General features: G+C 33.3%; 17 protein-coding genes and 1 tRNA gene. 9 read left to right on the top strand and 9 right to left on the bottom strand.

Translation table 11 applies throughout. The features are described from left to right. The 8 genes from Q4Q55_RS06755 to Q4Q55_RS06720 form a co-directional block, all read right to left on the bottom strand. On the bottom strand, window positions 1–205 hold a 205-nt coding region (locus Q4Q55_RS06755), incomplete at its 3' end, for a 50S ribosomal protein L12 (RefSeq protein WP_303372061.1). A 56-nt stretch (window positions 206–261) separates the two neighbouring features. Continuing rightward, entirely contained in the window at window positions 262–1,272 is a 1,011-nt protein-coding gene (locus Q4Q55_RS06750; protein ID WP_303372060.1) for a 50S ribosomal protein L10, read from the bottom strand. Further along, the gene (locus Q4Q55_RS06745; RefSeq protein ID WP_303372059.1) at window positions 1,272–1,910 is read right to left on the bottom strand and encodes a 50S ribosomal protein L1; all 639 of its coding nucleotides are present in this window, start codon (window positions 1,908–1,910) and stop codon (window positions 1,272–1,274) included. Before Q4Q55_RS06745 ends, Q4Q55_RS06750 begins: the two co-directional genes overlap by 1 nt. 176 nt (window positions 1,911–2,086) lie before the next feature. After that, window positions 2,087–2,569, bottom strand: coding sequence for a 50S ribosomal protein L11 (locus tag Q4Q55_RS06740; RefSeq protein WP_303372058.1), 483 nt, complete (start codon window positions 2,567–2,569; stop codon window positions 2,087–2,089). Further along, a complete protein-coding gene (locus tag Q4Q55_RS06735; RefSeq protein ID WP_296803757.1) occupies window positions 2,569–3,039 on the bottom strand; it encodes a transcription elongation factor Spt5 in 471 nt (156 codons plus the stop codon). The genes Q4Q55_RS06740 and Q4Q55_RS06735 overlap by 1 nt, the downstream gene beginning before the upstream one ends. A gap of 274 nt (window positions 3,040–3,313) precedes the next feature. Next, window positions 3,314–3,493 carry a protein translocase SEC61 complex subunit gamma gene (locus tag Q4Q55_RS06730; RefSeq protein WP_303372057.1) on the bottom strand — a complete coding sequence of 60 codons (180 nt, stop codon included), beginning with the start codon at window positions 3,491–3,493 and terminating at the stop codon, window positions 3,314–3,316. Between the two features lie 133 nt (window positions 3,494–3,626). Further along, window positions 3,627–4,763 (bottom strand): cell division protein FtsZ, encoded by a 1,137-nt coding sequence (ftsZ, locus tag Q4Q55_RS06725; RefSeq protein WP_303372056.1) that lies wholly within the window; start codon window positions 4,761–4,763, stop codon window positions 3,627–3,629. A gap of 127 nt (window positions 4,764–4,890) precedes the next feature. Then, a complete protein-coding gene (locus Q4Q55_RS06720; protein WP_303372055.1) occupies window positions 4,891–5,463 on the bottom strand; it encodes a pyruvate kinase alpha/beta domain-containing protein in 573 nt (190 codons plus the stop codon). Between the two features lie 74 nt (window positions 5,464–5,537). Here Q4Q55_RS06720 and Q4Q55_RS06715 point away from each other — a divergent pair, with 74 nt between their 5' ends. The 9 genes from Q4Q55_RS06715 (at window position 5,538) to Q4Q55_RS06675 (ending at window position 12,991) form a co-directional block, all read left to right on the top strand. Next, complete coding sequence (locus tag Q4Q55_RS06715) at window positions 5,538–6,398, top strand: coenzyme F420-0:L-glutamate ligase (protein WP_303372054.1); 861 nt, start codon at window positions 5,538–5,540, stop codon at window positions 6,396–6,398. A 205-nt stretch (window positions 6,399–6,603) separates the two neighbouring features. Next, window positions 6,604–8,493, top strand: a complete 1,890-nt coding sequence (locus Q4Q55_RS06710) for a nucleoside-diphosphate sugar epimerase/dehydratase (protein ID WP_303372053.1) — start codon at window positions 6,604–6,606, stop codon at window positions 8,491–8,493. A gap of 4 nt (window positions 8,494–8,497) precedes the next feature. Continuing rightward, window positions 8,498–9,697, top strand: a complete 1,200-nt coding sequence (locus Q4Q55_RS06705) for a DegT/DnrJ/EryC1/StrS aminotransferase family protein (RefSeq protein ID WP_303372052.1) — start codon at window positions 8,498–8,500, stop codon at window positions 9,695–9,697. Between the two features lie 150 nt (window positions 9,698–9,847). Beyond that, on the top strand, window positions 9,848–10,369 hold the full coding sequence (gene tfe, locus Q4Q55_RS06700; protein ID WP_303372051.1) for a transcription factor E: 522 nt from the start codon (window positions 9,848–9,850) through the stop codon (window positions 10,367–10,369). Between the two features lie 6 nt (window positions 10,370–10,375). Continuing rightward, a complete protein-coding gene (locus tag Q4Q55_RS06695; protein WP_303372050.1) occupies window positions 10,376–10,867 on the top strand; it encodes a TIGR00295 family protein in 492 nt (163 codons plus the stop codon). A 1-nt stretch (window position 10,868) separates the two neighbouring features. After that, window positions 10,869–11,777 (top strand): DUF5591 domain-containing protein, encoded by a 909-nt coding sequence (locus Q4Q55_RS06690; RefSeq protein WP_303372049.1) that lies wholly within the window; start codon window positions 10,869–10,871, stop codon window positions 11,775–11,777. Between the two features lie 80 nt (window positions 11,778–11,857). After that, complete coding sequence (locus Q4Q55_RS06685; RefSeq protein ID WP_303372048.1) at window positions 11,858–12,142, top strand: iron-sulfur cluster assembly protein; 285 nt, start codon at window positions 11,858–11,860, stop codon at window positions 12,140–12,142. A 114-nt stretch (window positions 12,143–12,256) separates the two neighbouring features. After that, a tRNA-Ile gene (locus Q4Q55_RS06680) sits at window positions 12,257–12,331 on the top strand. 144 nt (window positions 12,332–12,475) lie between these two features. Next, a complete protein-coding gene (locus Q4Q55_RS06675; RefSeq protein ID WP_303372065.1) occupies window positions 12,476–12,991 on the top strand; it encodes an amino acid-binding protein in 516 nt (171 codons plus the stop codon). Here Q4Q55_RS06675 and Q4Q55_RS06670 read toward each other — a convergent pair. Beyond that, complete coding sequence (locus tag Q4Q55_RS06670; RefSeq protein ID WP_303372047.1) at window positions 12,985–13,263, bottom strand: HypC/HybG/HupF family hydrogenase formation chaperone; 279 nt, start codon at window positions 13,261–13,263, stop codon at window positions 12,985–12,987. The two genes, Q4Q55_RS06675 and Q4Q55_RS06670, sit on opposite strands and share 7 nt — an antisense overlap. Window positions 13,264–13,300 lie beyond the last annotated feature (37 nt).

Here is a 13,300-nt window from a genome sequence, read left to right as displayed (position 1 = left end):
GAGCTGCAGCTGCAGGAGCTGCTGCTGCAACAGCTGCGGTTTCGATAGCTTCTTCGATGTCAACATCTTCTAAAGCTGCGATTAATGCTTTGATTCTAGCATCATCAGCGTCGATACCTGCTGCTTCAATAATACTTTTAACATTTTCTTCGTTAATATCTTTTTCTGCACTGTGCAAAATCATTGCCGCATATATATATTCCATGTTATCACCATTAGTTTTTTAAAGTGTTAGTTAATTAATAATATTAAATTTTAATTTTACCCGAAGAGAGCTCCTAACCCAGCTGCTGCTTCTTCTTCACTATCCTCTTCTTCTTCCTCTTCTTCCTCTTCTTCGACAACTTCTTCTTCCACTACTGGAGCAGCTGCTACAGCAGCATTAGAAAGTTTTTCAGCTAATTCATCGTCGATTGCACCATCAACATCAGCGATTGCAGAAGCAATAGCCAACATTCTAGCATTTACAAGACCGAGAATTGGTTCTGAAGTTTTGGAAGTCAATATAGCTCCTTCTACACCAACGCTGACAGCTCTGGTATGTGCGAGAGATAATATTGCGGAAATAGTTTTTGTAGTAGGTATAGCTGCATTTACAGATAAGTTGAATGCGCCTGAGAACGCTTTTTGTAAATCTGCTAATGTTTGTTCTTCATCGATTGCAAGTACATCTGAAGTGTAAATTGATCCTTCTTCGTATACTGCTTTTAAGTCAATTCCCACTTCCATCGGATTAATATCCATTCTTGATAAGGTAGCAGCAACCTGTTTAGATACTTCTTCACCTGCTTTTACAACAACTGTTTCTTTTTGTACGCAGATTTTACCTTTATCAATTTTTGCAGGAATTCCAACTTGTTGCAATTCACCTAAGAATGGACCTGGTTCAAATCCAGTGTCCCCTTCAGGTACAACAATATCTTCAGGTGCAATAGTTCCTGGTTTTGCAGGAGCAGAAGTTTTGCTGTCTTCTAATATTTTGTACAATTTGAAAGGATTCATTTCGGTTGCAATAAGTGCAACTTGACCATCCATATGTTCAGATAAATCAACAATGTTGGTTTTATCAGCATTACAATCTTCAAGAGCTAAGTCAATGAGATTCTTTTTAGACATTCTGATAACAGCTTTGCCGTTGAGAGATTTTCTCATTTCTTGAAGCTGTTTTGCAGGAATGTTTAATAAATCGACAATACCGACAACATCGTATTGACCGATAATCCCTGAAAGCTCTTTAACTTCTTCCTTTTTCCATTCAGCAACATGAGCCATTAGATCACCCTCACTACTGGTCCCATAGTTGTTTTTATAAACATGGACTTGATTTGACTTCTTCCTTTTTCTAAATTGCGGTCTAAGACTGTAAGAACAGTTTCCACATTTTCAGCTATATCCTCGTCTGACATGTCTTGGCTTCCAACAACAATTTGGATACTTGCCTGTTGTTTTACACCAACTTTAACAGTACTTTGTAATCTGTCTAAAAGAGGGTCAAGTTTGATACTTGCTGGCACTGGTTTTGGCATTTTTCCACGAGGACCAAGAACTGGACCTAAGAATCTACCAACGAGTGGCATCATATCAGCTTGAGCTACAAAGAAATCAACAGAGTTTGCTATTTTTTTAGCATCTTTTCTGTTTTTTCCTAACTCTTCTAAATCAGGTTTGTTAATGACAACGTCAAGACCAGCATTTTTAGCCTGAACAATGAGTTCCCCATCAGCTATGACTCCGATTTTTACATCCTTGCCACGGCCGTTAGGAAGAGTAACTTCCTCATTAAACCTATTTTCTGGCTTTCTGACATCTAAGTCACGGATATTAATGATAATATCTACGGACTCAGTGAAGTTTCTCGGCTTAGATTGTTCTTTTGCCTCCTTCACCGCGTTAATTACATCTTGTGTCATATTCATCCCCCATGAACATTATGTTCATTGGATTTTTTTGGTTTCATGAGAATCGATTACAAGAAAAAAATTCTTAAACGATTGCATGAATTAAAAACAGTATATCAATTATAATCGTAATTATAACATCATATACACTGTATCATTAACTTAAGTTTTAATTTGAACGAAAATACCTATTCTAATAAGATATCATCGTATACTCCAGCATCTACGTCTTTTTGTGCTTCTCTTGGGTCTTTACCATCTACAGATAATCCCATACTTACACAGGTTCCCATAACTTCTTTAGTAGCTGCTTTGTAATCGTTAGAAAGTAATGAATCAAATTTCATTCTAGCGATTTTTAAAGCGGTTTCGATTGGTAAGTCATTAATAATGTCTAAACCTGGTTCGTGAGAAGCTTTTTCGATGCCTAATTCTTCCATAATGAGAGCAGTTGTTGGTGGAGTACCAATTTCAATTTCAAATTCTTTGGTATCTCTATCAATAGTAACTTTAACAGGCACTTTCATTCCTGCAAAGTCAGCACTTTTTTTATTGATTTCTTCAACTACTTGCATCATGTTAATACCGAAAGGTCCTAAAGCAGGTCCTAATGGTGGTCCCGGAGTAGCAGTTCCACCTTCGATAAGAACTTCGACTGTATCTTTAGCCATCAGTCAGCCTCCTTTTGAATTATTCTAATTTGATCAGCTTTAACAGTAACCGGAATAGGTACTGCTGCTTCTATTAACTCTAGAACGACTTCTTCACGTGATTCATCAATACGAACCACTTTCGCCCTTTCTCCTTTGAATGGTCCAGAAATAAGCTCAACAATACTTCCTTTTTGAATTGAGGAAATAATAGGTTCTGGTTTTAAGAATCTTTTCACCTCTTCAAAAGTAATGCCAACATTACCTTCTACAACACCTCTTAAATGCTGTACTTTTAAGTCAGGGTTTCTAAGATCTATTTTTGTTGATGATTCAACTAGAATATACCCTTTTAAAGATTCCGGAACAAGAATTGAGGAAATGCCTATGCCATCGATGGTTCTAGCTTTACGTGCCAACAATCTGGCAACATTTCTTTCTTGACCTGCAGAGGTTTTAAGAGCATATATGGAACTATTAGTATCTTCCATGAAAAATTCACCTATTTCATAATTTACTGGTTAATCATACATTAAGTTAAAAGTTATTTGAAGCACTGCAACTTGTCTAAATTACAGATTCTTAGGTAATTCACGATATGTGAAAATTGACTAAGCTATCCCCCGGCTTCCCCTAGGTTCTAATAATATCATATTATTGATTATAGATATGACTTAATAGTAAAAATCTAAAATCAAAAAGATACAAAATTATTACAAAATCTTATTATAATCTAACTTGGATTAAAAGAAATGATTGATTGTTTTATAAACCAATTAATGAACCGAGCAAAACTATAACAAAACCGATTACACCAATAATAGCTACTCCAATAGCAGTAACTTTAGCTAGCTCAATATATTCTTGCTTATCTGGTTTTCTTGATACTTTTAATACTCTTTTACTGTCTTTAACAAATTTATCAAAACGTTCTTGTACATTCATTTTAAATACCCAAAATTAATAAAACTATGAGACCATAGTTTAATGAATTATAATAAAATAATAGTAATAAAATAATTTATATTTTAAACATTAATAAATGTTTGCATTATTCAAAAAAAATAAGAAGATAGAATTAGAAAATTCCATCAATGAAATCATCTAATTGATCATTAGTTGATTCAGATTCTGATTTTTCCTCAGCATATTCAATATCTGGTTCATTATCAGAATCATAATCAGTTTTAATACCTGAAACAACCACAGTGGTCCTAACCATATTTTGAAGACTTTCATCAATTTGAGTACCCCAAATAATGTTAGCTTCAGGATCTAATTTATCAGCAACAACTTGAACAATCTTCTCAGCTTCATGTAATGTTAAATCAGAACTACCGGATATGTTAACTAAAGCACCAGTGGCATTTGAAATATCAATATCCAGTAATGGGCTGCTTAATGCTTCATGTACAGATTCTAAAGCTCTATCTCCAGAATCAGATTCACCCATACCAATCATTGCCATTCCGGACCCGCTCATAATACTTCTAATGTCAGCAAAGTCCAAACTTACAAGACCTCTTTTAGTAATCAGTTCTGTAATTCCTTTAACTGCCCTTCCCAAAATTTCATCGGAAACCATGAATGCTTTGTTTAAAGGTAAGTTTGGTGCAACTTCTAATAATTTATCATTAGGTATAATAATAACAGTGTCTGCAGCGTCCTGAAGTTTTTCCAAACCTTGGTCTGCATTTTCCCTTCTTTTAATTCCTTCAGCAGAAAATGGTAATGTTGCGACTGCAACGGTTAATGCACCTAATTTTTTAGCTAATTTTGCAATTATCGGAGCTGAACCGGTTCCGGTTCCTCCACCAAGACCGCAAGTGACAAATACCATGTCAGCACCTACTAATTCTTCCCTAATTTCATCTTCACTTTCTTCAGCGCATTCTTCACCTACAGATGGTTCACCACCTGCACCCAATCCTTTTGAAGTTTGTCTACCTAATAATATTTTTTTACTAGATTGACTGTAAAATAAATCTTGAGCATCAGTGTTTACAGCAATTGTTGTTGCTCCTTCGATACCCATTTCGTTTAATCTTGAAATAGTGTTGTTTCCTGCTCCACCAGCACCAACAACGAAAATTTTAGTTTTAACACCGTCCATTATACTAATAAGCTCTTCATCTATGTCTGAAGAGATTTTATCTGGTGTTTTCTCTTCCATTCTTTGTTCGGATTCTTTGATTGCATCATCTATAAATTTCACAAAATTAACCCCACATTCTCTGCTATTAAAATTAATTGTTAAATATTTCTATTGTAACTAATATTTAAATGCAACTACTTTTTAAAGAAATATGAAAAAAATATATTATACTCAATAATATATTAAGTTAATCCCTAGGCATTGCAATGATTTCATGAATCTTCATGTCGAATAAGTTTTTAGCATTGACCGGAGTCAAAATAACCGCACTGTCAACACCATGACCTCTTCCGCCAATGGCAATAATCTCTTCTCCAACAGGGATTAAACCAGCATCGGCAGCCATTATTGAAATTTCGCCGGCCACCTTTATACCATGAGAAAACATTCTAAAAGTATCTGCAACAACATCCAATGGAGAGTATCCTCCATATTTATTGGTAACTCCTCTTGCAGCACCGCTAAATGCGTGGCATCCAAAGTAGGTTACAATGCCTTCATCTTCCAGTTTTTTAATCATTTCCTCAGATATATCAGATTCATTTGATCCGCTAAAACCGTAATGATGTGTAACATTAATTATTTTTATGTCATCATCAAGTGCATCAGCGAGTTTTAAAGCTGATTTACCTGATGCAGATGCAATGACAATAGTTTTAATATTATCACACAAATCTAATTTATCTTTAACGGATGAAATTAATTCATCAGTGTAGTCATTTCCTTCTTTATCAAAATAGGTTATAAATTTTCTTGCCATAAACACACCATCATTATAAATTTAATAACTTACTAATTAGTATATATTGAACAACTAGTTTTAAAAAGATTTTTATGACAGAAGATGAGTTAAGAAATATAAAACATGTGATGAACGGAGACTACATTGTAATTCCTATTGAAACAGGATACATTAAACCAAATGAGAATTTAAATTCAATTATCAATCCTGCAAAGGAACTGATGAAAGATGGAGATTATTTAGTGATAGCTGAAACACCAATTTCAGTGTCACAGAACAGATTAGTTGATGAATCAAAATACAAGCCTTCATTGACTGCAAAATTATTAACAACAGTGTGGAGCAAATATCTTTGGGGATATGTTTTGGGACCTCTTCTCGGAATAAAGAAAAGAACCATCAGAAATCTCAGAAGACTGCCTGAAGAGACAAAAGCCCACAAAGAAGTAGTTCTCCAATTATACGGTTTGAAACATGCTTTAAAACCTGCTTCAGAAGCAGGAATTGATTTAAGCAATGCTCCTGGAACATATGTTTCCCTGCTTCCCGAAAATCCTGAAAAAGTGGCAAAAGAAATAAAAAAAGAGATTGGAAAAAACGTTTGTGTGATGATTATTGATACCGATGCAACTTATATGAAAAATGGAAAATATTTTACAGGCCTTCCAATAGCCATTGAAGGGATTGAAGCGAATAAAGGATTTTTTGGATATCTGAAAGGACAATTATCAGAGAATATGGGATCAACACCATTAGGTTGCAGTGAGAAAATAAGCATTGAAAAGGGATTAGAAATAGCAAATATAGCTGAAGACTATCAAAAATCTCTTTCAACAGAAATGAAAACAATACATAGTGTAAAATCTGTTTTGGGTACAGAAATAAGCGAAGTTACAATTGATGCACTCGATTCAATAACACATACCCCTGCAGTCATCATCAGACACAAATAATTAAAAAATACCCTCTCAAAGCACCATACATCACAAATAAAGTAAAATTCATAATTATATCAAGCAGAAACTGTGTTAAATTAATTTAATATATTTATAAGAAAAATTTTATATTTAACATTTTACAAAAATAAATGTACTCAAATAGTTATAAGTTAGAATTTATAATTAATGTTTAGAAATTGAAATTGAAGGACTGAAACTGATGGAAATTGATACATTCGGCAAATATCGGAATTTCTTGTTGCCCCTAGTTGACTGCATTGCAATCATATTCGGGTATTATTTTGTATCTGTGTTAATCACAGATTCTTTTTTAATGAATCCGACCAGTGCAATGACAAGAAATGAAATTATAGTCAGCATAATATTGGCGATTATTGTTTTTCAAATTGTATTTAGAGTTACAAAAAGATACTCCAACATTATCCGATACGAAAATAATCAGGACTATATCGTCTACATCATTCTTTCAATTATTTCAATACTGATTGTATCCTTAATCGAAGAGCTTATTCTTCATATGGTAAACCCATCAATCAAACTTAATCTGGTCGTCGGTTTGATAATCGGTATTACAATTGTTGTAGTGCGTTTGCTTATCAGATACATCCTGTTATCAGATATCGTCAATAAAGGAATTAACTACACTCCTGAAAATCAGAAGAAATTACTAATTATTGGTGGAGGATACTCAGCTAACGACATCATTAAAACCTTGAATACAACATTGAAAGGTCAATACGATATTATCGGGATTATTGATGATAACAAAAAACGTATGGGATATTCCGTTGCTGGAGTGAGAATAATAGGCAACAGATATGATATAGAAAAAATATGTGCGAAATACAACGTGGATTCCATCTTCTTTTCCATTGTAAATATTGACAATAAGGATAAGAAAGAAATTCTTGAACTTTGCAGTAAGACAGGTGCCGAAATAAAAATTCTTCCGAGCTTAAGGGAAATAATCACTGAAGAAAACTTATTCCAAAGCTTAAGGGACGTTGAAATTGAAGATTTACTTGGAAGAGACCCTGTTGAACTGGACAACAATAACATTAAAAGTCTGATTCATGATAAAATTGTTCTAGTGACTGGAGGCGGAGGATCCATTGGGGAAGAGCTCTGCAGACAGATAATGATTCATGATCCAAAACAATTGTTGATGCTAGACATATATGAAAATAACTTATATGATATTGAAGTGGAATTGAAAGCAAAATATCCAAATAATGACATAAAAGCCATCATTGCCAATATCCGAGATAAACAAAGAATGTTCGACCTGTTTGAAGAATATTCACCAGAAGTTGTTTTCCATGCTGCTGCACATAAACATGTTCCGTTAATGGAAAATAATCCAACTGAAGCAATTAAGAACAATGTATTCGGTACGTATAATCTTGTAAACGCCTGTGACAAATACAAAACTAAACGTTTCATATTAATATCCACAGATAAAGCGGTCAATCCGACAAACATAATGGGTGCAACCAAAAGATTATGTGAAATGATTATACAGGCAAAAGATAAAGAAAGCGAAACCGAATATGTTGCAGTTCGTTTCGGAAACGTATTGGGAAGTAACGGATCTGTTGTACCCTTATTTAAAAAACAAATTAAGGAAGGAGGTCCTGTAACCGTCACCCATAAAGAGATTACAAGATTCTTTATGACAATACCTGAAGCAGTGGCATTAGTTCTGCAATCAATCACCTATGCAAAAGGTGGAGAAATCTTTGTATTGAATATGGGCGAGCCTGTTAAAATCTATGACCTTGCAAAAAGCCTCATTGAATTATCCGGATTAAAATTAGATGAAGACATAAAAATTGAGATTACCGGCATGAGACCGGGAGAGAAATTATATGAAGAGCTGTTGATGGATGAAGAAAATCTTGAAGAAACCAATCACGAAAAAATATTCATTACAGAGCCTATGAACTTCACTATGGAAGATATTGAAGAAAAACTGGATTCCTTAAGATATCTATTAGATAATGACATTACTGATAAGGAAGAAATTAAAGATACCATGAAAAAATGCGTTCCTACTTATAAAAGTCCTCAAGAAATTAACGGAGAATAAAACTATGAATATACCTTTTTCACCACCAGACATTACAGATAAAGAAATTGAAGAAGTTGTTGCTGCTTTAAAATCCGGTTGGATTACCACCGGACCTAAAACAAAAGAATTTGAAAGAAAAATTAGTGAATATTGTAACACTGACAAGACCGTCTGTTTAAGTGCCGCCACCACCGCACTTGAAATGACTTTAAGACTGCTGGGCATTGGAAAGGGTGATGAAGTAATCGTGCCTGCATATACCTATACTGCCACATGCAGCGTCATTTGCCATGTTGGGGCAACACCGGTAATGATTGATAGCCAAAGTGATAAAGAGGAAATGGATTATTCATTAATGAGTGAAGCCATAACCGATAAGACCAAAGTAATAATGCCTGTAGACATTGCAGGAATATTATGTGATTATGACAAGATTTTTGAAATAGTTGAAAGCAAAAGAGAGCTGTTCAAATCCAATAATGAAATTCAGGAGGCTTTCAACAGAATCATTGTAGTTGCTGACTGTGCACATGGTTTTGGAGCTATTCAAAATGATAAAATAGCAGGAAGTTTAGCTGATTTTACATGTTTCTCATTCCATGCAGTTAAAAATTTAACAACAGCTGAAGGAGGCGCCGTGACATGGAAAAACCATGACGGTTTAGACAACGAAAAAATATACAAACAATATCAAATTCTATCACTTCACGGCCAAACTAAAGACGCTCTTGAAAAAACCCAAAAAGGTTCATGGGAATACGATATTCTAATTCCTGCCTACAAATGCAATATGACTGACGTGCAGGCGGGAATCGGTCTCGGACAAATAGAAAGATATGATTCCATGCTCAAAAGAAGACATGAAATCATTGAAAAATATGAAAATGGATTTAAAGATTCAAAAATCATTACACCAACACACACTAGCGAATCTTCAAAATCATCAGGACACCTGTATCTCACAAGAATCAAAGACATAACCCTAGAAGACAGGAATGAAATCATAATTAAAATGGAAGAACGTGGAATCAGCACCAATGTTCACTACAAGCCACTTCCACTATTAACAGCATATAAAAACTTAGGGTTTGACATAAAAGATTATCCTAATGCATATAGTTTATTTGAAAATGAAATAAGTCTTCCGATTTATTCTACATTAAGTGATGATGAAGTGGATTATATAATTGAAAACTTCCTAGATATCTTGAAAAATTATTAATTTTAGAAAAATTCTATTATAATTAGTTATATTTTTATAATAAAAAAGATATAACTAAACATTAATTTTAATAAGTTATCATAATTTTTTGTTTATTTTTATATTTTCAGTTTAGATAAACTATGATAATGAGACTTTAGGGGAAATTAAATGATAGATGATCCATTAGTAAAGACTTTATTAACCAATGTTGTTGAAGATGAAAGCAATTTACCTATTGTTCAAGCATTAATCGATGGAATTGAAACAGATGAAGAAATAGCCAAAAAAACTGAAATCAAATTAAACATCGTTAGAAAAATACTTTACAGACTTTATGACATGGGACTGGCAAGTTATAAAAGAAGTAAAGACCCTGAAACTCAATGGTTTACATATTCCTGGAAATTTGAAACTGATGAAGTAATTTCACGTATTATAAAAGATTCTGAAAAATACCTGAAAATGCTTAATGACGAATTAGAACGTGAAGAAAATAATATGTTTTTTATATGTCCTCAAGGCCATGTAAGACTTGATTTTGACGAAGCTTCAGATTATGAATTTTTATGTCCTGCATGTGGTGAAGAACTTGAATTCCAGGACAATGAAGCTAATATAAAACAGATTAAAGAAGATATCAAAATGGTTGAAAGTAATTTTAATTCCTTTAATAAGAAGATTAATGAATAAGATAAAATGGAAATTGAATTACTTAAGAAGGAAAATACTCCTGAAAATGTTATTGAACATTCAAAAGCCGTTTATAAAAAAGCTATGGAAATAGCTGCTAATTTTGACAATGTAGATAAAGACCTTATTAAAAAAGGTGCTTTACTGCATGATATTGGAAGATCCAAAACTCATGATATAACCCATGCCATTGAAGGCGTTGAGATTGCCCGAGAATATGACTATGATGAAAATGTCTTAAACATTATTGAAAGACATATTGGAGCAGGAATCACTGAAAGTGAAGCTGAAAAATTAGGACTTCCGGTTAAATCATATCTGCCGGAAACTCTTGAGGAAAAAATTGTTGCTCATGCAGACAATTTAGTTAGCGGCAGTGAAGAAGTGGATATTGATTTTGTCATAAAGAAATGGAAACGCAGAATTGAGGATAGTGACGATAACATTGAAAGATTAATTAAACTAGATGAAGAATTAATAAAATCCTTTGAGGAATAATATGAAAGTAATATGTTCAAGTGAAGAGTCTTTATACCGTCCGGAAGCGGTAAGATGGAGACAAAGAATGGAAATTATGAAACCTCTCGGCGATACTATTGTTTTATTGCCGTGCAGTATGAAAAAACCTTATTCCAACTCCAAATCACATCAAAAATTCAGAAAGATTACAAGATCATTTCAAGAACTGATTGTGACATCTCCTTTTGGAATATGTCCAAGAGAACTTGAAAATACTTTTCCAATACAATCATATGACGTGAGTACAACCGGTTCATGGTCACAGGATGAAATTGATGAAAGCGGAAAATTAATTAAAAAATACTGTGAAGGAAAAACTGTAATAGCCAACCTCAGCGGAGGTTATTTGGAATCCTGTGAACAATATGTTGATGAATTCATCAACGTATGTGAAGATGGAAGACCGACTTCCCCCGATTCATTATATAATTTAAGAATGGAACTTAAAAAACATCAAAGAGTCAATAGACGGGAAAAGACTTTGCACGAACTGCGCAGTATAGCCATGTATCAGTTCGGCGAAAAAGCCTATGATTTTATTCCACATAATGTTAAAACCAAAGGAATGTATCATAAAAGAATATTATCTGACGGCAAACAATTAGCTTTACTTAACAAAGATTACGGATTGTTCAGATTAAATTTGCCGGGCGGAGAAATATTGAAAGATTTGGGAATAAACATTGTAAATATTGATTTTGACCTGGAGACAAATACAGTATTTGCCCCTGGAATCAAGAAAGCGGACCCTAAAATCATTCCAAATGACGAAGTAGTTGTTGTTAAAGAAGATACTGTCGTTGGAGTTGGAAAAGCCGTAATGACAGGTCGTGAAATGGTAGAATGTGGCAATGGAATTGGTGTTAAAATTAAGCATAGATTGAAATAACTTTCATGCAAATATAAACCAAACATAAAATAACCTAATAAATAATTATTAATACAATAAAAATTATAGGAGACTAAATTATGTCAGAAGATTTAGTAAATGATATTAAAAATGCAGTTTCTGTAATTAATGACCCTCACATGGGAATCAGTATTGTAGAAATGGGAATCGTACAAGATATTACTGTAGACGGCGATCAAGCCGAAATTATACTTAAACCTACCAACCCAGGATGTATGAGTATTACTCGTATTGCAGCTGATGCAAAAATTAGAGCTGAAAATGTTGAAGGTATTGAAAAAGCAAAAATCATCGTTGAAGGACATGCTATGGCTGACTCCATTAACGAAATGATTAACAGATAATTTTTTTAATCTTATATAATTCTATATATAATCTTACAAAAAACCGAAAAGATTATATATAGTTATTAATATAAGTATAAGTGTTGACAGTTAACTGTCAAAATGTTTTTTTATAGGCTAGTGGCACAGCTTGGTTAGCGCGCTCGGCTGATAACCGGGAGGTCATGGGTTCGAATCCCATCTAGCCTACTTACATCTAATTTTTATGATTTTTAGTTTTACCTGAGAATTTTTTCTTCAAATTCCTGTTTTGCCAAAATTTAAAGGAAAAACAATAACTAATTTTATATATCAATTTCAACATAATATGACATGAATGTACAAAAAGTTGGAATGATGATAATTATGTGGGAAAAAATCAATGAAAAATTCAAAAAATACCCTGCACGTATAAGAGTTGCTGAAAAAATGATTGAACTTGGACTATCTTTAAATGAAGATGGAAAAATTTATTGCGGCAACTTAAAAATAAGTGATAAATCACTAGCGACAGCTGCAGATGTAGACAGAAGAGTTATAAAATCAACAATTGCAATCATAAAAGAAGACAAAGAATTATACAATCTTTTCAGTAACATTATCCCCGCAGGAACTCTTTTAAAAAACATAGCAAAAAATCTTAATCTGGGTGTAATAGAAATTGAAGTTGGATCTGAAAGTGAAGGCATACTAGCTGCAACAGCAAATTTAATTTCAAAAAAAGGAATAGGGATAAGACAGGCTTATGCTGAGGATACAGAACTTCAAAAAGCCCCATCATTAATAATTATTACTGAAAAACCGGTAAGTGGTGATTTAATAAACGAATTCTTAAAAATAAAAGGAGTAACAAGAGTGTCAATTTACTGATTTTCTAAATCAACCATTCTTGCTTTTTCCATTTCTTTATCTTCTTCTTCAAGAACAATTAAAAGTTCTTCCCAAGCTTCTAAAGATTCTTTAGCTGCTTCTTCAGTTAATTTTTCAATTGCATAACCGGCATGGATAAGGACATAATCTCCAACCTCCACATCAGGTAAAAGATCCAATTTAGCTTGTTGTCTTGCTCCACCGAAGTCAGCATATAACCAATTATCTTCTTTATTAATTTCAACAACTTGAGCAGGGGCTGCAATACACATAATTCCATCTCCAAAATTTAATATATAAATTATTTAA

The sequence above is a fragment of the Methanobrevibacter sp. genome (genome assembly GCF_030539555.1).
In the GTDB taxonomy this organism is placed as follows: Archaea; Methanobacteriota; Methanobacteria; order Methanobacteriales; family Methanobacteriaceae; genus Methanocatella.
This window is presented reverse-complemented; position numbering and strand designations above follow the sequence as displayed.